The 18311-nt window shown below is 42.0% G+C and carries 15 protein-coding genes; 7 read left to right on the forward strand and 8 right to left on the reverse strand.

Features of this window, described 5'->3' with window-relative positions; translation table 11 throughout:
• Positions 1-43 precede the first annotated feature (43 nt).
• Both ppk1 and mtgA read right to left on the reverse strand, forming a co-directional pair.
• Complete coding sequence (gene ppk1, locus F946_RS08080; RefSeq protein ID WP_004981023.1) at positions 44-2128, reverse strand: polyphosphate kinase 1; 2085 nt, start codon at positions 2126-2128, stop codon at positions 44-46.
• Positions 2129-2238: 110 nt separating this feature from the next.
• Positions 2239-2913, reverse strand: a complete 675-nt coding sequence (gene mtgA / locus F946_RS08085; RefSeq protein WP_004694386.1) for a monofunctional biosynthetic peptidoglycan transglycosylase — start codon at positions 2911-2913, stop codon at positions 2239-2241.
• 77 nt (positions 2914-2990) lie between these two features.
• Here mtgA and F946_RS08090 point away from each other — a divergent pair, with 77 nt between their 5' ends.
• Positions 2991-3806 carry a rhomboid family intramembrane serine protease gene (locus tag F946_RS08090; RefSeq protein WP_004981029.1) on the forward strand — a complete coding sequence of 272 codons (816 nt, stop codon included), beginning with the start codon at positions 2991-2993 and terminating at the stop codon, positions 3804-3806.
• Positions 3807-3836: 30 nt separating this feature from the next.
• On the opposite strand, the gene F946_RS08095 is transcribed toward F946_RS08090, so the two are convergent.
• On the reverse strand, positions 3837-6326 hold the full coding sequence (locus tag F946_RS08095) for an ABC transporter permease (protein ID WP_004981033.1): 2490 nt from the start codon (positions 6324-6326) through the stop codon (positions 3837-3839).
• 2 nt (positions 6327-6328) lie between these two features.
• A complete protein-coding gene (locus F946_RS08100; protein WP_004981034.1) occupies positions 6329-7057 on the reverse strand; it encodes an ABC transporter ATP-binding protein in 729 nt (242 codons plus the stop codon).
• A gap of 11 nt (positions 7058-7068) precedes the next feature.
• Between F946_RS08100 and F946_RS08105 the strand changes: the two genes are divergently transcribed.
• Entirely contained in the window at positions 7069-7710 is a 642-nt protein-coding gene (locus tag F946_RS08105) for an arylesterase (RefSeq protein WP_004981035.1), read from the forward strand.
• A gap of 30 nt (positions 7711-7740) precedes the next feature.
• On the opposite strand, the gene F946_RS08110 is transcribed toward F946_RS08105, so the two are convergent.
• Positions 7741-8355 carry a carbonic anhydrase gene (locus F946_RS08110; protein WP_004981036.1) on the reverse strand — a complete coding sequence of 205 codons (615 nt, stop codon included), beginning with the start codon at positions 8353-8355 and terminating at the stop codon, positions 7741-7743.
• 310 nt (positions 8356-8665) lie between these two features.
• Here F946_RS08110 and F946_RS08115 point away from each other — a divergent pair, with 310 nt between their 5' ends.
• The gene (locus F946_RS08115; RefSeq protein WP_004694392.1) at positions 8666-9697 is read left to right on the forward strand and encodes an alpha/beta fold hydrolase; all 1032 of its coding nucleotides are present in this window, start codon (positions 8666-8668) and stop codon (positions 9695-9697) included.
• A gap of 15 nt (positions 9698-9712) precedes the next feature.
• On the forward strand, positions 9713-10714 hold the full coding sequence (locus F946_RS08120) for a hypothetical protein (protein WP_004981037.1): 1002 nt from the start codon (positions 9713-9715) through the stop codon (positions 10712-10714).
• A 49-nt stretch (positions 10715-10763) separates the two neighbouring features.
• Here the strand turns inward: F946_RS08120 and F946_RS08125 are convergent, their stop codons facing one another.
• Both F946_RS08125 and nfuA read right to left on the reverse strand, forming a co-directional pair.
• Positions 10764-12824: a TonB-dependent receptor domain-containing protein gene (locus tag F946_RS08125; protein WP_004981038.1), complete on the reverse strand. Its 2061-nt coding sequence runs from the start codon at positions 12822-12824 to the stop codon at positions 10764-10766.
• A gap of 174 nt (positions 12825-12998) precedes the next feature.
• Positions 12999-13637, reverse strand: a complete 639-nt coding sequence (gene nfuA / locus F946_RS08130) for a Fe-S biogenesis protein NfuA (protein ID WP_004981041.1) — start codon at positions 13635-13637, stop codon at positions 12999-13001.
• Positions 13638-13797: 160 nt separating this feature from the next.
• On the opposite strand from nfuA, the gene F946_RS08135 reads away from it, so the two are divergent.
• The 3 genes from F946_RS08135 to F946_RS08145 all read left to right on the forward strand — a co-directional run bounded on the left by F946_RS08135 (position 13798) and on the right by F946_RS08145 (position 16404).
• Complete coding sequence (locus tag F946_RS08135) at positions 13798-14415, forward strand: rhomboid family intramembrane serine protease (RefSeq protein ID WP_004981045.1); 618 nt, start codon at positions 13798-13800, stop codon at positions 14413-14415.
• A gap of 129 nt (positions 14416-14544) precedes the next feature.
• Positions 14545-14712 carry a hypothetical protein gene (locus F946_RS17260; protein WP_004694400.1) on the forward strand — a complete coding sequence of 56 codons (168 nt, stop codon included), beginning with the start codon at positions 14545-14547 and terminating at the stop codon, positions 14710-14712.
• A gap of 144 nt (positions 14713-14856) precedes the next feature.
• The gene (locus tag F946_RS08145) at positions 14857-16404 is read left to right on the forward strand and encodes a hypothetical protein (RefSeq protein WP_004981047.1); all 1548 of its coding nucleotides are present in this window, start codon (positions 14857-14859) and stop codon (positions 16402-16404) included.
• An 87-nt stretch (positions 16405-16491) separates the two neighbouring features.
• Here F946_RS08145 and F946_RS08150 read toward each other — a convergent pair whose 3' ends face one another.
• Complete coding sequence (locus tag F946_RS08150) at positions 16492-18111, reverse strand: inorganic phosphate transporter (RefSeq protein WP_004981049.1); 1620 nt, start codon at positions 18109-18111, stop codon at positions 16492-16494.
• Between the last annotated feature and the right edge of the window lie 200 nt (positions 18112-18311).

Genomic DNA, 18311 nt, shown 5'->3' on the forward strand with positions numbered 1-18311 from the left:
TTTGTGCCTAAATCTTTAGTTGACTCAAGCACAACCCCTAAAGTTATTTAATCACATCTAGCAAATAACGCTGTGCATTATGCTCGGTTTCGCCTTCAGCTGGCGTCGCACGAAGCCAAGTTCCATCACCCTGTAGTAACCAAGCTTGTTGATTATCCTGCAAATAGGTCAACAAACCTTGCTGATAAATACGTTTTTTCAAAGCAGGATCTTCAATTGGGAAACAGGCCTCAACACGATTAAATAGATTTCGATCCATCCAATCAGCACTCGAACCATAAATACGCGCATCGCCATTATTACTAAAATAGAAAACACGGGTATGTTCTAAGAAACGCCCCACGATCGAACGTACACGAATGTTTTCCGAAAGCCCTGGCAAGCCTGGGCGTAGACAACAAATTGAACGAATAATGAGATCGATTTGTACACCCGCCTGCGATGCCTCATATAGCTTGTTGATCAGTTGCACTTCAGTTAGTGCATTTACTTTCACAATAATCTGCGCTTTCTTGCCCGCTTTCGCATTGGCAATTTCATCATCAATAAAATTGATCAGTTGTGCATGGAGCGTAAATGGCGCATGAAGTAGCTTTTTCAGCTTCGCCATTTTCCCCATACCTGTCAATTCTTGGAAAATACGGTGTACATCTTCACACAACTCTTTATCAGTCGTGAGCAAGCCATAGTCGGTATAAATTCGTGCATTACCCGCATGGTAGTTACCCGTTCCCAAGTGCACATAACGAACGAGTTTATTATTTTCACGGCGTACCACAAGAATCATTTTGGCATGAGTTTTATAGCCCACAATGCCGTAAACAACCACTGCGCCCGCTTCTTGTAGCACATTTGCCACTTCGATATTTGACTCTTCATCAAAACGCGCACGCAGCTCAATCACTGCGGTAACTTCTTTACCATTACGCGCCGCTTCTGCTAAGACTTGTACAATTTCAGAGTCTGCACCACTACGGTATAGGGTTTGTTTAATCGCCAACACTTGTGGGTCACGTGCCGCTTCACGCAATAAGTTAATCACAGGTGCGAAAGACTCAAACGGATGATGTAGTAAAATATCCTGTTTCTGCATTGCAGAGAACATGCTTTCCGACTTTTTCAATACTTTAGGAATAACAGGAATATGCGCGTCATACCGTAGATGGGGACGTTTAAAATTGGACAATAAACGCGCCAAATTCACAGGTCCTTCGACTTTATACAACTGCTCCTGATGCAGATCAAATTCATCTAGCAAGTAGTTATAAATATGTTCTGGACAGTTTTGTGTAACTTCCAAACGTACTGCTCGTCCAAAACGACGTGAACTTAACTCACCTTTCAGTGCTTTGGCTAAGTCTTCCACATCTTCATTGAGCGCCAAATCAGCATTCCGTGTGACACGGAACTGATAACAGCCTGTCGCTGTCATCCCTGGGAACAAGTCAGAAACATGCTCATGGATAATGGCTGAAAGCATCACATGATGCTCTTTTCCACCTGTGAGTTCATCAGGTAGACGAACCACACGTGGCAATGAACGTGGTGCAGGCACAACGGCCAAATCAATCTGACGACCAAATGCGTCTTTCCCTTCCAAAGTCACAATAAAGTTGAGACTTTTATTCACTAAACGCGGAAATGGGTGCGCAGGGTCAAGGCTAATCGGTGTTAAAACAGGTGCAACCTGTTCTTGGAAATATTTCTTCACCCATGAAGACTGTGCAGGTGTCAGTTCCCCACGGCGTAAGAAGCAAATGTCTTCTTCACGTAGTTTCGGCAGAATTTCATCATTGAGAATACGATACTGACGTTCAATTGCGGCATGTGCGGTTTGCGAAATTTGCTCGAGGACTTGGCGTGGGGTTAAGCCATCGGGGCTACGGCTTTCATTACCCAGATCCAACTGTTCCATGACGCCCGCAACACGAATTTCAAAGAACTCATCTAAGTTACGTGAAAAAATCAGTAAGAAATTCATCCGTTCTAACAGCGGATGTAAAGGATCTACGGCTTGTTCCAATACACGTAAATGGAAATCTAATATCGATAACTCACGGTTAATATAGCGATCGTTATACGCGTATTCAGGTTGTAGTATCGGAGATGTGCTTGCTGCCGTATTCATAGCTAACCTTTGATTATTTGAATGCGTTTTATCATGATAAGTATGCTTCAATTTTGTGACAATTTCATAAAAAAAAGCCCATAAATTTGGGCTTTTTCAGATCAATCAAATTAAGGGATATCGCTATAGCGCATATACTTTCGAATCATGCGCTCACGATTTTGTAGCTTACGGTCATTTTGATGGTCTTGGTAGTATTTCGGATTGGGTAAAATAGCCGCTAAAAAGACCGCCTGCTCTCGGCTTAAGCTACGTGAACTTTTACCAAAGTAGTGTTGGGTTGCAGCTTCCACGCCATAGATATTATCGCCAAACTCCACCGAGTTTAGGTATACCTCTAAGATGCGTTCTTTGCTCCACATCCGCTCCATCATCCAAGTTGCAACAGCTTCTTGACCTTTACGAATGAATGAACGCTTATTATATAAAAATAAGTTTTTGGCCAATTGCTGAGAAATTGTTGAACCACCCGCAACCACTTTGCCCGTGTCATTATTACGTTCGAGCGCCGCTTGAATCCCATCCCAGTCAAAACCATGATGTTGCATAAACTTGCCATCTTCAGCCGCAACAATGGCTTTTTTCATGTACTCACTGATCTCGTCATAATCACGCCATTCATGTTGAATGGGTTTAGATGGCTCAGACCAATAATCAATCCGCATAAACATGGTGGTTTCCACTGGCTTGTAACGCCACCACGCTAGGCTTGCAAAAATCCACAACTGTACCAAAAGCACGAAGCTAACAACGACTAACAAACTACGAACAATAAAAGCTTTCATGCCAGTGGCTTACTCCAAAAATCATTTTTATTCATGCTAAGCTTGGGCAAATATAGCAAAATTTTAGCAAGAATAGCATGACCGAGCTTACACCTCCGCAAATCAAAACAAAATTTGACGTACATTTATGGTGGATTACCGCCGTCATTATTGCCGTGAATGTTGGGTTGTTTTTTTGGCAAGTCATGCATGGCATGGATGTCAGCAATCCAAGTACAGCTGATGCCATACGCTGGGGAGCAGACTATGCACCACTTACCTTCTTGGCTGAACCGATGCGTTTATTGAGCAGTATGTTCTTTCATTTTGGCTTGGTTCACCTCATGTTGAACATGTGGGCGTTGTATATTTTTGGCAGTGTGTTGGAGCAAATGTTTGGACGTGTCTATTTTCTTGCGCTATATGTTCTTGCTGGTCTCATGGGTAGCTTGCTCAGTGGTTATATTGCCATTCAAGACAGTTATGAACTAATTCGTGTGGGTTTAGCAAACCCTGAACTATTGCCTCGTGTCGGTGCAGGGGCTTCAGGTGCCGTCATGGGGCTGGGCGCAGCGCTGACGGTTCTATCGCTACTGCCGATGCTCCCACAGCAACGTTTTATTTTAGATAAAAAGACTTTGCTCATTGTGATGGGCATCAACTTAGCCATGGGCTTTATGATTTCAGGGATTAACAATGCCGCACATATTGGCGGCATGTTGATGGGTGCTGTTTTGGCGGCACTTTGGTATCTCTCCCAAAAAATGCAGCAGCGTTGGATTATGCCGCTGAGCCTTGTTTTGGCGGCCTGCGGTTCTTATTGGTTTTACTTACACTGCCAAAACCTTGTGGTCTATATTCAACCCTTATGGTCAGAAGTGTTAATGATGATGCGTCAACAGCTCAATTTCTAAAATTCAACGCTTAACGTATTAAGAGATCAATCACGATTGATTGATCTCTCTCAAACTTTGTAAAGGTGGAATATCACTGAGATAACTTAAGCGATAACGACCAATCAGCGCGCAGAGTAGGGTCATGAACAGTGGTAAAATGAGCCAGATTTCCCAGTGTGGCTGAATGGCTAAGCCCATGCGATAACATGCTACCGCACTTATCGCTTCAGCAAATAAGCAAGAAACCACACCTGCCATAAAACCAATAAAGCCAATTTCTAGACTGAGCATGGTTCTGAGTTTTTGCTTGGAACCGCCAAATGAACGTAACAACGCCACCTCACGCTTTCGCTCATCCATGAGTAAGTTCAGGCAAGCAATTAAAACCAGAATACCTGAAATACTCACTAAAACTGCAAGGATCGTGACAATCTGTACCAGCACCGTCACGATGCGCTTAATTTCATCTAAAATTAAACTGACATCAATAAAGACGGTATTGGAAAATTGCTGAATAATGCTGACCAATTTCGCTTTGTCAGAATCGGGTACATAGAAACTACCCAAATAACTGCCCGCATTTTCATCCATAGTGTGGGGCGCAAAAATAAAGAAGAAGTTTGGGCTAAAACTTTCCCATTCTACAGTTCGTAAGTTTGCCACTTTGGCGTGAATAACGCCCTCTGGTAAGCTAAAGGTCAGTTGATCCCCTACTTTTATCCCAAGCTCTGTTGCAGTATTGGCTTCTACCGAAACTTGTCCTTTTTCTGTCAGGTTTGATGCGCCAGAGATAATCACATTATCTTTAGGATAACTGTCTGCTTGTGTCAGATTTAACTCGCGGCGTAAGGAATTATTTTGCTTCACCAAATCCGCAGCAAAAGGTTGTCCATTTTTGGCAATCAGTCTACCTCGAATATTGGGATAGAGCGGCGTACTGTTCCAGTGGTTCTGCTCAATTTGTGCTTTTAACTCAGGCATGTCAAAGGGCGGTAAGCCATATACAAACTGATTGGGTGTTCCCGCAGGAATTTGCTGCTGCCAACGTTCTAGCAAATCAGTGCGTAGCACGGCTAAGACAGTAATTAAACTGAGCCCCAAAGCCAAAGCGGTAATCTGAAATGCAGTTTGATAAGGTGTGCGAACATAGGCAGAAACCGCATTTTTCAAGCTACGGATAAACTTCAAACTCAGCCAGACCACACTGTATAGCACTGTACACAGAATAATAATCGCACCAATGACCATGGCTGTCAGTACCATGTTTTCAGTCAGAACGATACTAAACAGCACCAGACTTGCCGTTCCTGCGAGCAGCATCCAAAACATAGACGAAACCGATTTTTCTTGACTGCGAATGACACGGATCGGTGGAGTATTCAAAAGTTCCCAAAAACTCGGTAAGACAAAACCTAGAAGCACTACGGCACTGGTCAACATGGCAATCGGAATTGGCCCGAGCAACATATCCCACGCTGAAAACGCAATACTTAAGTGTGGGATCAGTTGTAACATCAGCTGTAACAGGCCATAGCCCAGCCCCACACCCACTGCACTCCCGACCAGCATAGCAAGCAAGAACACCACACCCAACAAGCTGAGGTAAGCCCAGAGAATTTGTGACTTCGCAGCCCCCATACAACGTAATAGGGCAATGTGATCTTGGTTTTGTTGCACAAAGCGCTGACTGGTCAAAGCAATCGCAATTCCACACAGCAAAATCGTTAAGATATTCGCCAACTGCAAAAAAGTGTCTAAGTTTGCAATTGGTTTCATTAAGCGAGTATTGCCCTCACTGGCATTGCGTAAGCGTAAGCTGTTTTGTGGCTCTTCAGCATTGACACTTTGAGCTGCGGCATCTACGTCCATAGGTGCTGCATTTTGCTTCTTAAAATTTGCTTCAAACTGCTGGGTATTTTGTGCTGTACCTGCCATCAGTAGACGATAGTCAATACGACTACCGACTTGTATGGCATTGGTCTTGGCAATATCCGCTTCAGAAATAATCACCGTCGGCGAGAACCCAGAAAAGCCTAACTCTTGATTGGAGTCATGCTCAATCAAGCCTGTCACCTTGAAAGTACCGTCTGCAATATTCAGCTGATCGCCCAGTTTAACCCGTAGCAAATCCATAGCACGTTGACTCAACCACACTTCACCCGAAGCAATATGCTTCGCCGCAGGCTGAATACGTAACTCTCCGCGCAGAGGGAAGGCTTGATCGATGGCTTTAACATTGACCATAACAAACTGATCATCGGTATATGCCATCGAACTAAAGACCGTCACTTCGGATTGTTTTAAATCAAGAGCTGTCGCTTGTGCTTTCCATTTCGGGTCGAGTTTTTGACTGTCCGTTAAAACCAAGTCCCCTGCTAGCATCTCAGCGGCTTGCAGAGCTACAGCATTTTGAATTTGCTCATTACTAAACTTCAGCGCGGTCGTTGCACTGATCGCGAGAATCAACGCAATAATCAATAAATACACACCGCTACTTTTAAAACTTTGCTTCAGTAAGGGCTGAAATAGAGAATTCATTTTCATCCTCCCGATCGAGGATGTTCGATCAACTGACCATCGAGTAATTCAAAATGACGCTGGCACTGTTCTGCAAGCGTATGGTCATGCGTCACTAAAATCAGGGTCGTACCCAACTCACGGTTCAATTGAAATAATAGCTGCTCAATTTCTCTCGCAGTTTGACTGTCTAAGTTTCCTGTTGGCTCATCGGCAAAGATAATTTTTGGCTCAGCAATCAGCGCACGAGCAATTGCAACGCGCTGCTGCTCCCCGCCCGAAAGTACCTTCGGTGTTTGGGTGGCCTGTCGCTCTAATCCAACCTTTTGCAATAAACTCAAAGCGCGTTGCTCAGCTTCAGCGAAGTTAAATGATGCATGAAGCCGTAACGGCAGCATCACATTTTCAACAGCAGTCAGGTGTGGCAGCAGTTGAAAGGATTGAAACACAAAGCCAATATGCTTCAAACGCACATTCGCACGCTGTTCTTCGTTGAGCTTGGAAATACTTTCACCACAAACGATTAGCTCACCACCGCTAGCCTGATCTAAGGTCGCCAAAATACCCAGTAAGGTAGACTTTCCTGAGCCTGAACGTCCTGTAATTGCGACTTGTTCACCTGCTGCGATGCTCAGACTCAAATCTGAGAAAATGGTCAGTTCTTTTTGCGGAAGTTTAATCTTTTGTGTCAGTTGCTGGGCAGAAATAATCACTTGTGGCATGATGTTTACATCACTGTGAACTTGGGTCATAACATCCCTATATGCAAATATTCGTGCAAAATCGCAAATTTAAAAAACGTATCAGTTCATACTTGGTTTTGCTTGCACTGTGCCTAAGCCCCACTTGGGTTTTTGCAAAAACCGTGATGGTTTTAGGAGATAGCATTAGTGCAGGTTATGGCATAGAACCACAGCAAGCATGGGTAAATTTACTGCAAAAACGATTAGACCAACAGTATCCGAAACAACACAAAGTGGTCAATGCCAGTGTGAGTGGTGAAACCACCAGTGGCGCTTTGGCTCGTTTACCCAAACTGTTGCAAACGCATAAGCCAAATGTGGTGGTGATTGAGCTTGGCGGGAATGATGGACTACGGGGCCAGCCACCTCAGATGATTCAAAAAAATTTAGCGCAATTGATTCAGCAGAGTCAAAAAGCCAATGCCACTGTGATTGTCTTGGGAATGAAAATGCCACCAAACTATGGCACAGCCTATAGCACGGCATTTGAAAATAATTACAAAGTGGTCAGTCAACAATACAAAGTTAAATTACTGCCCTTCTTCTTGGAAGGTGTAGCGGGAAATAAAAGCTTGATGCAAAAAGATCTGGTCCATCCAAATGGCAAGGCACAGCCTATTTTATTAAATTTAGCTTATCCCTATATAAAAGGCGCTTTATAAAGCGCCTTTTATTCTGATCATATTCGCTGATCAGAAGTCAAAAAAAACCACTTCACCACTTTCAAGTGAGTACTCAGCGCCAACCACTTGTAACTTGCCTTTAGCAATCAAGCTTTCAAGCACAGCTGAGCCATGACGTAACTGATTTACAGAGGCAAATACATTTGAACGCACCGCGTGTTTAGACAGTTTGCATAAGTCATGTTTCAGTTCAGTTTGCATCAAGGTTTCAACCGAAGGACGTACACGGTTTACAATCGACATCAAGTTTGCAGAAGGTGGGCTATCTGGGTTCATCAGAGTGTCTATGGTGGCTTGAATCGCGCCACAGTGGCTATGACCAAGTACCACAACTACCGCACAGTCATAACGCTCAGCAGCAAACTCAACACTGCCAACCTGTGAAGGTGCAACTACATTTCCTGCAACACGAATAACAAACAGATCACCCAAACCTTGGTCAAAGACCATTTCTGCAGGCACACGAGAATCAGAACATCCCAGTACAATGGCAAATGGATTTTGGTCTTCCGCCATCTCTGCTCGTGCTTGGTGAGACAATTGCTTATGGTGGGTTGTCTCACCCGCTACAAAACGTTGGTTACCTTGTTTTAGACGGCTTAAAGCTTCTTGAGCTGTTAGCATTCCCTTTCCCACTCGGTTGTTATTAAGTTAGACTAGTTTAATCCCAGCGAAATTGATTGTCACTTGCAAAAAACATAGCCGCTTCTTTTTTTGCTTGATTTTAAATTTGCATTTTATCTCAATCGAATTGTTATGCAGTTCACACTTTATCTAAATGCAGTATATCCTTTCAAATAAATAATTAATGACATTTGCATGAAAGCTATTAGAATCAAACAGACCTATAAATAAACATAAAAACTATTCAAAATCAGAGCATTTTTATCTTATTCGGTCAGTTTTTTCATTCATCTCCGTTTAAGGATGAACCATGATGATGCGCTTAAAATCCGTCTTGAAACAAAGTCTAAAGGCCAGTCTATTCGCTTTAGCTTTGTCATTTTCTTTCGCCAGCCATGCGGTCGAAAATACCATCATCAAAGACAAACTCAGTTTACAAAGCTACCTTCTACAAGAACGCGTCACCGCCGGCTTAAAAACCAAAACACTTAAAGTGGATGATATCGTTTGGAGCTATAACGAAGGCGGTGCCGTTGATAAGCCAACGATTTTGCTGATTCATGGTTTTGCTGGAAATCGAGACAATTGGAACCGTGTAGCACAGTTTCTAACGCCTTATTACCACGTGGTTATCCCTGACCTTCCAACCAACGGCGACACCAAAGTCCCAGATGATTTTGATCTCTCTATGCCAAATGTCACAGAGCGACTCCGTCGTTTTGTTGAAGCTATTCATATACAAGATAAGCTGAATGTTGCAGGACATTCCATTGGTGGTTCAATTGCAACTCTATATGCCGCACAATACCCTTTTGACACGCAAAGTTTGTTTTTATTGAACAGTGCGGGCATTTATAAAAACGCCAACACCAACTATGCCAAAGACCCTCAATATTTAAAGCACTTGATTGTGAGCAAGCCGGGCGATTTGGATGATGTGATGCAACGTGTCATGCAAACCCCAATCAAAATGCCCTATTATTTAAAACGCGCCCAAGAAAAACAGTTAATTACTCAGGCTGAAAAAAACAGTAAAGTGATTGATCAATTGGTGACCTTGAACCGAATTTATACCACTGACTCCTTTGCTCGAGTGACCCGAAATATTGAAGCACCCACCCTCATTTTGTGGGGTAAGCAGGACAAAATTATCAATGTCGAAGTGGCGAATGAGCTCAAATCCTTATTGAAACGTGCTGAAGCTCCTGTCATCCTTAACAATGTTGGTCATATGCCACTTTTGGAGGCAGAACAAGCAGTTGCACAGCACTACCTGCCTTTTCTTGCAAAAACACAAAAGTTAAAAAATCCATTGGCTGATAAACTGATTCCACTAAATTAATTTTGTTGAGTACGTATGCAGAAACACCCGATGATTGAGCAACTCATTGAAGCTCATCTTAATTTTTTAGATCATGAGTTTTCGCAAGCAAGTACCGTACAAAATGAATTCATCCTATTTTATCACTGGTTTAGAAAACAAACTTTGCAGCAACTGTGGAGCTTTGAAGACATCAATGCGCTTTTGCAAAAACAAATCCTAGCCACACCTGCGACCGAGCATCTAATTTCACAAATTGCAGAGCACATCAAGTTTGCTTTAATACATCCCATCAATGAATCAACAAAAATTGCCGATGTGATTCCTGTACTCACCATCGATAAAATTGCGCAGTATGTCGCGAGTAAAAGTGGGCACCGTCAACGTCTAATTAAAACTGTAGTAAATAACCCAGCTTTTTCAGCCATGATTACCCAGCTGATTCAGCACTCGATTCAAGACTATTTGAACAACTCTGTGATGACTAAACGTGTGCCAGGTGTTTCTAGTTTTATGAAAATGGGCAAGTCCGTTCTGGAAACCGTCACAGACTCAAACCTAAATGACACTATTGGGCATTATTTGCAAAAGAACATCTTAAAACTCAGTCAAATGAGCGAACAGGTGTTAAATCAAAACTTTAATAATGAAAAGCTATATCATTTTCAAGCCAACCTCTGGCACAAAATCAAAGATATGCCTTTATCAGTTTTGAAAAATTATATTGAAGTACAGGACTTGCCTCAAACCGTCGCAATGGGTCACGAAATTTGGGAGCATATGCGTCAAACCAACTATCTCCAGCAACAGGTGCATGACGGTGTTTACGCTTGGTACATTCGCAACCAAGAACGTCCTTTTGATCTACTCCTACGTGACTTAAATATCGACGAAGCTTTAATTCAAAATGAACTTCAAAATTTGTTGAATCCTATTATTCAAGAGCTCATTCGTTCTGATTACTTACGTGATCGAGCACGCTATTATTTAGAACAGTTTTATTATTCTGACCAAGCACAGAGTATTTTAATCCCCTAAATAAAAAGACCCGTTGAAGAAACGGGTCTCTAACTCTAATTTCTATGAATTAGAAATTAGCAACAAAACTGACACCATAGCGACGACCATCTAAAGTTTGCTCACCATCAGCATTCTGTGCAGTTTCATCTAACACATTATAAACACCAAATTTACCTTTCAAGTTTGGTGCAAATTTATAGTTGAAACCAACATCGAGGAAGTTATATCCAGGAATTGGGTCAGACATACTTGAGCGACCTAAATACGGTGTAGTTTCTCCGCGCACATGTAATCGGCTCCAAATATTCAAAGCATCGGTTAAGTCATGATCTACTGTTACATTAAATACATGTTCAGGCATGCCATTTAAAGGCTGCCCTTTAAATTGACCTGATTTAATTTCTGTATCTGTGAACGTATAATTTGCAGTTAAGGTTGTATATTCAGCTAATTTGGCATCAAATGTCACCTCTACACCACGTAACTCAGCTTTACCAATGTTTTCACGTGTGCTGATAAATGCAAATGGAATACCGTTTTCAGAACATTTCCACGTTGAAACATCATTACGGTTGTAGTCAGCATTACCCGTTGAATCACATTCACGAATTTCTTCAATTCGATCTTTAAACTGAGTTAAATAACCTGTAATAGAGGTATTAACGTAATCATTGTTCCAGTAAAAACCTAATTCTGAAGTAACAGTTGATTCTGGTTCTAGGTCTGGATTTGCTTTAATAATTCCTCGACCCGTTGTTGTTGGAGAACCACTTCCTCCTGTCACACTATAGAAGCCGTCAGTCACAGAACGAATATCTGGTTGTTTATAACCTGTAGAAACCCCACCCTTCACGGTAAATTGGTCAGTAAAGTTATAAACACCATAAATTCGCGGAGAAATATTTCCTTGATATAGTTCATCATGGTCATAACGAGCCCCAAGCGTTAAATTAAAACGATCGGTTAAACTCCATGTGTCTTCTAAGAATGCAGCAGCTGACCAGCGTGTCAATTCATCAAACTCTGGAACCAACGGATTTCGGTTTGTTGCTCGATCTAACAAACTTTCATCTTTATAATACCCACCAAAAGCCAGTGTATGATTACCTAGCAACCAATTCCACTGTGTATTTGCAGTCCATGTTTCTAAATCAATTCCCTTCGTTCCCACGACTGTATTTTCACGATCTGGGTTTTTAGAATTTTCATATTGAATATAAGATTTACTATCCAAATTATCGGTATATCGCCCATTATGCGTTAAGGCATAAACACTACGTATATTTCGACTTGCAGAGTCAGTACCTGTTGCCGCAACCGTTTTACCTGCCGTAGCCTCAGACTCTTGTGTGAAGAAATTTGCCTCTACAGCTAAGTCGTGTTGATCATTAAGCACATAAGTTAAACGTGAATTTAAACTTTCCGTTGTATGGCCTGTAAAACCACCTAAATAAGAGTCTTCTTTTCTCTCTAAACGATTTAGACCTAACTGCAAGCCAACTTTATCTTGAATAATCGGCCCTGCTAAATAAACAGAACCATTACGAATGTCTCCAGAATTATTTTTATCCTGAATAGTTGTGCCTAACTCAACATTCCCAGTCCAAACATCCGTCACTTTTTTAGTAATAATATTAATCACGCCACCCATTGCATCAGAACCATACAATGTAGATGCGGGACCACGGATAATTTCAATTCGCTCAATGGATGCAACTGGAGGAAGAATGTTTTTCTCCATACCATAGTCATCGCCATTTGGGTTAACGTCTTTAGAATATTGACGCTTTCCATCGACTAAGAACAAGGTGTAATTCGAAGACATTCCTCGAATACTAACTGTTTGACTTGCATTTTCACCCGTAATAACAACACCCGGAACACTTCTTAAGACATCTGTAATATCGTTATATTCACGTTTATCTAATTCTTCACGGCTAATCACAGTAATTGATGCTGGTGCTTTTGAAACATCCTGCTCATAACCCGTTGCCGATACAACAATCGTCTGTAATTGTGTTGCTTCTTTCTCTTTTGTGGTTTCCACAACGTCATTTGCCATCGCAAATGAACTCATTGCCCCTACAGCAGCCAAAGCTAAAGTTGATCTCGTCAGATTTTTACCCATAACGCATACACCCAAATACAAAAGAAGGAGAGATTGTGTAAATTTCGTAAGGCATTTTAACAAACGATAAACATATTGCAATAAATATTGATAATTATTATCAGTTACATTTTAGCTTTAGATAAAATATAACCCCCTAATTTAAGGAGGTTATTTAGTAAAATGGCTTAAAAATTATTTAAAGTACGCGCCTTCCGCCTGTGTATGGTCTGTCTGGTCAATAACACGACGTAACTCAGGAATGTGTTGTTGTAACGTCGTTTCAACACCCTGTTTCAAGGTGACATCAATTGCTGAACAACCTTGGCAACCACCACCGAATTTCAGTACAGCCGTTAAACCATGCTCTTCATCTTCAACAACTTCAACCAATGCACAGTTACCACCATGCCCTGCTAGACCTGGGTTAATTTCAGACTGAAGAATATAAGTGATACGCTCTTCAATCGATGCATCAGGACCAACACGTGGTACTTTCGAATTTGGTGCACGGAAAGTTAATTGCCCACCAAAACGATCTTTGTTGTAATCAATGACCGCATCTAATAAATATGGAATAGACGGTGTGTCGATATACGCAGGAAAGTCTGGATAATCTTGACGGTAATCAGTTGGGATCACTTCTTCAGGCGCACTATATGCCATACAACATTCAGCACGTGGTGTACCCGGATTTTCAACAAATACACGTACAGCAATGCCCGGTGTATTTTGTTTTTCTAATAAATCACGTAAATACTCTTGTGCAGTCGGAGTAATCAATAAGTTTGGAATTTCCTCTGCAACTGCAGTGCTGCTGTTCTCAGTCGACATAACAATCATTTCCTCAAGCTGAAGTTGCTATTTTAACTGAAGATGCGGGGTAATTAAAAAAAATCAACCAAAATTGTCGGATTTATTGTGAAAGTTCATCTTTTCGCTCAATTTAATGGCATTATGACCACAAGATAGTTATATGTAGAACATCTCAGAAATGTTGGATTTACCTTTTAATCATACAGTTACGATCATTATTATTACAGTCATTATTTCTATGGTGGCATTTTCAAATCAGAACGTGATGAACCGTCTGATTTTCTGGCCTCCTGCGATGCAACGTGGACAATACGATCGTTTTATTACACATGGCTTTATTCATGCCGATGGTATGCATCTCCTGTTCAATATGTTCACCTTGTTTTTCTTTGGTAGCATTATTGAAAGTTTTTACCGTCAATACTTCTATGAGTTAGGTTTTATTTTGTTTTATCTGGGTGGCTTAATTTTTGCCATTTTACCAAGTTATTTAAAACATAAGAATGATGTGCGCTGGGCAAGCCTTGGTGCTTCTGGTGCGGTCTCCGCGGTATTGTTTGCGTATGTGTTGTTTGAACCTTGGAAGCTGATTTTTGTATTTTTTATTCCCGTACCTGCGATTATTTTTGCAGTGTTGTACGTGGCATATAGCATCTGGTCAGGTAAAAAAGGCAACTCCAACATCAATCATAGCGCCCATCTTTGGGGAGCTGCTTATGGGGTCATCATGACCTTAATTTTAGAGCCGCGTCTTATCCCACACTTTCTGAACAAATTAACCCAGTTACCTATTTAAAACTAAACCCCTAGATTGCAAATGGATTGCATTCATACGCGTATAAGCTCAGTAACATTTTTTCACAGCAACGGGTGGTCCTAATTTTTACAATGAACATCAGGACCACAATAAACCAAGGAAATTGCGATGAAAATAATGTCTATATTTGCAGCCTTGATGATCAGCCTCAGTTTTACAGCCTGTGCGGTACACACCCCTGAAGGGAGTATCATCGTCGATCCTGATCGTTCTTATTATCCTCATGGCCAAGGCGATTTCTGCCCACCCGGACAGGCCAAAAAAGGTCGCTGCTAAACTCAAAAGCCTTCTATTCAGAAGGCTTTTTTATTACATATATTTTTACATAAATTTGGCATGAAATGCCAAGCAGGAATTTGATTTGGCATAGATAATGTTTACAACTGTATATAAATAGCAAATGCCAGTGAGATTTCTTGCATGTCCAATCCCTTAGATGGTCTTCAATTTCCAATTTACTCGAAAACACAAAAAGTTAGCACCTCACGTACAGGGAAAGAGATTATTGCAGAGGCCTTAGCCAATGTTGATCACCAAAGCTCTGTTACTGCACTTACAGAAAAGAACTGGCGTAAACAATATCCACGCTATTTTAAATCCTTAGTTGAATTTGGGATTCGTAATCAAATTGCACCGATTCAAATGGCACAAGATGGGCTCAACAAAGCACAGAATGTGTTTGAGTTTTATCGCGATGGCCAAAAGCATCTCCTCAAAGATGTGATGGCACTTAAAACCACACCGCTGTATACCATCAAGCTCAAAGGTGAGAGTGATGCTGCGCCTGAGTGGTCAGTGCCTTATAAAGGCCAACAACTCAGAGGTGATGCCTTACTCGCACAAATCCAAACGTGGTTAGATGCAGGTGTGATTGAATCCAGTCACGCTGAAGCATTGATTGCCTGTGTAGAGCATCCTGAATGGTTTGATTTATCTGACCGCACGATGGTCTTGTTCGGTGCGGCATCTGAAGCGGGTCCACTCACATGGTTAGCCCAATGGAAAGCCAATATTGTGGCAGTTGATTTACCCAATAGCCGTGTATGGGGCAAAATTTTAGACACCATTCAACACGGCAATGCCACGCTATATGCCCCATCGGTTGAAGCCTTGGGCGCGGAAACACCAGTGTCTGTTCTCAAAGAAAAACTCGGCGCGAACTTACTGACACAAGTGCCTGAAATTGCACAATGGTTGGTACAAAACCCACATCAGTTAGATTTGGCCGCGATTGCGTATTTGGATGGTGAAAAACATGTCCGTGTTTCTGTTGCAATGGATACGATTATGCAATATGTCAGCGCGCACAAAGTAGATACCAGCTTGATGTATATGTGTACACCTACCGATGTCTATGCCGTACCTGAAGAAGTCATTACGGCATCTGAGCAAAAGTTCAGTGGTCGTTCTAAAACGCAGCAGATGATCAGTAAAAGTATTTCAACCCTCAGTGGACAACTGTTCTTCAAGAAAAACCTACATGACCTCGTCGAGTCGGATAATAACAAGTCTTATGGCATAACCGACTGTTTAGTGATTGAACAAGGGCCGAACTACGCATTGGCTAAACGTATTCAACAGTGGCGTGCAACGCTTGCTCGATCAGAAGGTCAGCGTGTCAGCATCAATATTGCACCATCAACCACCACGCATTCTGTCACCAAAAACCCACTACTCAAAGCCGCATTTAATGGGGCGAGTTTGTTTGATGTAGAAGCCTTTAAGCCAGCAACCACCAATGCCATTATGGCGGCCTTATGGATCCATGATCTCCGTAATCCTGAGTCTGTAGCTAACCCAGAGGTCAATCTTGAACATCCTCTAGAGCTGATGATGCATGGTGCAAACCACGGTGGCTTATGGCGTGTAGCTTATTTAGCACGTACTGCACTGCCCTTTGCAGCACTTTATGGCTTTGCCGCAGATAAACTACCTTTAGACAAAGTCTGGGCAAAGTTCAAAAAGTAAAATATGAACAGCATCGTTCATAAAATACAGAGCTAAAAAAACGCTACCTAAGGTAGCGTTTTTTATCATTGGTTTTTACACATCTGATTAAACGAACTGTAGAAACAACCAGAACAAACCACCAGATAAACAGATCGTTGCTGGCAAGGTAAAGATCCAAGCCGAAAGAATGGTTCTTACTGTTGCAAAGTTCAGACCAGACTTGTTTGCCACCATGGTCCCTGCTACCGCAGAGTTCAAGACGTGTGTGGTCGATACGGGCATACCAAAGCCATCAGCAGCTGCAATCGTGGTCATCGCCACCAATTCTGCTGACATGCCTTGACCATAGGTCATATGGTTTTTACCAATACGCTCACCTACAGTCACGACAATACGCTTCCAACCGACCATCGTACCTAGACCTAAAGCCAATGCTACAGCCACTTTCACCCATGTTGGGATGTACTGTAAGAATGAATCAAGGTTACTACGATATTCTTTTACTGTCTTTTTGCCCGCTTCCGACATCGCTGGCAGTTGATCCGCTTTATCCAAACGTTTGAACGCTGTCGTGCTTAAGTACATGTCATTACGTAGTGCAGAAACTTCAGCTTCAGGAATATCTTTAAGATCTCCATAATGGCCAACACGCTCACCCAAATGATCTGTCAAACTGGCTAAAGCAGGTACGACTTCTGGGGTCATTTCTTTGGTTTGAATATATTGCGTGATCACCATACGGGCTTTTTCATCTGCAATATCGTTATGATTCGGATAAATCACAGCCGCAGTTTGATCTGAAAGTTGAGCAAATGACTGAATATGCTGTGAATCTAAATTCTTATTTAAAGAATAAGCCAAAGGCACGATACCAATCAAAATCAGCATGATTAGACCCATACCTTTTTGACCGTCATTTGAGCCGTGTGCAAAACTCACACCGGTACAGGTAAAAATCAAAATAGCACGAATCAGTGGCGGTGGTGGTTTGTTACCTTCAGGTGGTTGGAACAGTTCCAGTTGTTTCTTAAAGATTTTTTTCACCAATAAGAACAATACTGCTGCAAAAGCAAAACCGATCATTGGTGAAAACAGTAAAGCTTTACCGACCTTAATCACCTGATCCATATCGACACCCGAAGCACCACTGCCTGAATGCATCAGGTAGTTCATGATGCCCACACCCAAGATCGAACCGATCAAAGTATGTGAACTTGATGCTGGAATACCCAAGAACCATGTGCCCAAGTTCCACAAAATCGCAGCAATCAACATGGCAAACACCATGGCAAAACCTGCGCCTGAGCTGACATTCATAATCAACTCAACGGGCAGCAGCGCAATAATACCGTAAGCCACTGCACCACTTGCGACCATAACCCCAAGAAAGTTACAGAAACCGGCCCACATCACCGCAACAGGTGCTGACAGTGCATTGGTATAAATGACCGTTGCAACCGCATTGGCAGTATCGTGAAAGCCATTTACAAACTCAAAACCCAAAGCAATGAACAATGCCGTTGCTAAAAGGATTAAAGAGTAAAGATTCAGTGCAGGAACATGCGATAAGTCAGCAGAAAGCTGAAAGCCAATATAAATTAGCGTTGAAATAATGACCGTTAAAAACACCGGCATAAAAAATTTCGGTGTAGGTACGTGCACATTCGTCGACTTGACCTGTGTCACGTGCACCTGATCTTGGACGGGAGGAATATTAGAATTCATGCAGACGGCTAAAGAGGATATCAATATCCCCTATTGTTCAATTTAATTGTGACAATTATATGACAAATGCGTGTCACATGAAGCCAATTTTTTCATAATTGGCTTATTTTAAATCAGCAGTAAGTCAGCTATAAGCCTTGAACGCACTGTGCTGGCTCAAAATTTAACTTTTCGGTGCGGATTACGCTGAATTATTTCCT

It is taken from the genome of Acinetobacter johnsonii ANC 3681 (assembly GCF_000368805.1).
GTDB lineage: Bacteria > Pseudomonadota > Gammaproteobacteria > Pseudomonadales > Moraxellaceae > Acinetobacter > Acinetobacter johnsonii.